Genomic DNA, 2,023 nt, shown 5'->3' with positions numbered 1-2,023 from the left:
ATTCCAACCATATAATACTTGAGGACCAGGGAAAATAGTTGCATTTTCACTTGTCAACATCACTCTTGCAATTTCTCTCATTGCAATTTCTTCATCAACCACATCTTCCAACAAAAGTGCTTTCCCTTCTGGTGGTGTGATTACACCTTCATACGTAGCCGCAGGATACGGTGAATAATACGCAGGACCTTGGTTTGCCATAACTTCTCCTAATTAAAAATTTAAATTAAATCTAGACTCTAGACTTATTCTTCGTGACCAGCCATTTCCATCGTAATACAATTACGATCAAGCATATCAGAACAAACGTACACACATAGTGCACACCCTTTACATCTGTTTTCATCTACCCAAGATGTGTTTCTTTCTTTATCGAACATAAGCGTATTCGCTTCTGGACAATATAGTGTACACGTGTTACATTTATATTCAGCACATTTGTCTGCATCGACTTTTGCTACATAATACATTTTAACTCCTTTACTCCATGATGTTTAAACATATATCTATTATTAGAACGATTATATTCAATCATAATAACCAATAGATTGCAAATGGAACTTCAAATAAACTTTACACAAAAAAACCTTAATATTACATATTAGTAATATTCATGTATAGGTAATATTTATGATAAATTCTTTATCCACTACATTCATATGTTTTCAAATGGGAGTTTACTGTAAAAACCTTTGACTTATCTTATAATTTATAGAAAAAATAAGTAATATAATAATTGATTATTCATAGTTATAACTTGATTGCAATATATTTATAAGTCTATTTCTTAACATTATTGTTTTAAGGGAATTTACCTCTATTACATTATATAGGGTAAAAATATACTGTATCTCTATGTGTTCACTTCTCTTTCTTGGACCTATGTATCATGGGCATCTTTAGTATTAAAAAGTTGGTGTATCATAAGGGTTATACGATTGGATCATCAGACATATCAATATCAAATTGTGAAATAGTAACAATACACTGTTAAATTTACGTTTTCATACAAGTTTGTTTTTAATAAAGAGTATATTTTAAAAAAATCATCTATAATGGCTAAGGTTTTAGAAGGTGGTTTTAAGAACCTTCTTTGTTCAAATTTATTTTGATTTAGTGTTCTAACCATAAGTAATGGCGAATTCTAGACCCAGTAAATAGAATGTTTTACGAAATAATTTAGTTAAATACAGGAGTTTTTAGTGGAAAAAATTATATTGCTTATTCCAGGCATACCGCTTGTTATAGCATTTATACTCATTTTTGTGAATAAAAAGGAACATATTCCAAAAGTGAGTATTATGTTGTCAAGCATGATCGCATTGTTAGGGCTATATGGAACCTATCATGTGATCACTACCGATGAACCGATACATGGACTTGGCGGTCTATTTGTTTTCAATGAGCTCTCTGCCATACTCGTACCATATGTGGCTATTTTAGGTCTTGTGATCCGTAAATATGCTACAAAATATATGTGGGATGAACCGGGATATAAAAGATTTTTTATCCTTTTAAATTTTATTTTCTCCTCTATCTATATGCTGGTAATGAGTAATAACCTTGTTATTCTTGCACTTGCTTGGCAACTTATGAGTATCAGTCTCTATTTACTGGTGTCATTTAATGTTGCATCAAAAAGTGCGGTCAAAAATGGTAGTTGGACCATGCTGATACATAAAGGGGCTGATCTACTCTTTATACTTGCAGTGATATTGACCTATCAAACATTTGACAGTGTTGACTTGGGACAATTGAGTCAGACATGGCTTGAGATGTCTAAAAACCCTATTGATAACCCTACGATTTTTGTGATCGGGTTACTTTTCTTAGTGGCTGCCATGATGAAATCTGCGATTGTACCGTTTCATATCTGGCTGCCTTATACATCTGAAGCTCCTACGCCAGTATCGGCTTTAATGCATGCTGGGGTAGTAAATGTAGGCGGTATCTTGCTCAATAAATTGGCTTTCCTGCTTCTACTGACACCTGCAGTACTGAATATTGCATTTGTGATAGGACT

At 32.9% G+C, this 2,023-nt stretch carries 3 protein-coding genes; 1 reads left to right on the top strand and 2 read right to left on the bottom strand.

The features are described 5' to 3' along the window. Positions 1 to 201 (bottom strand): carbon monoxide dehydrogenase beta subunit family protein (locus VLM92_RS05900; RefSeq protein ID WP_325275420.1); only part of this gene is annotated, 201 nt, incomplete at its 3' end. A gap of 44 nt (positions 202 to 245) precedes the next feature. Next, on the bottom strand, positions 246 to 380 hold the full coding sequence (locus VLM92_RS05895) for a hypothetical protein (RefSeq protein WP_325275419.1): 135 nt from the start codon (positions 378 to 380) through the stop codon (positions 246 to 248). An 822-nt stretch (positions 381 to 1,202) separates the two neighbouring features. Here VLM92_RS05895 and VLM92_RS05890 point away from each other — a divergent pair. After that, the coding region (locus VLM92_RS05890) for a proton-conducting transporter membrane subunit (protein WP_325275418.1) at positions 1,203 to 2,023 on the top strand (821 nt) is incomplete at its 3' end.

Origin of the sequence: Romboutsia sp. (assembly GCF_035470145.1) — a bacterium.
Classification (GTDB): domain Bacteria; phylum Bacillota; class Clostridia; order Peptostreptococcales; family Peptostreptococcaceae; genus Romboutsia_D.
Note: the sequence above shows the minus strand (reverse complement) of the source record. Positions and strands in the feature narration are given on the sequence as shown.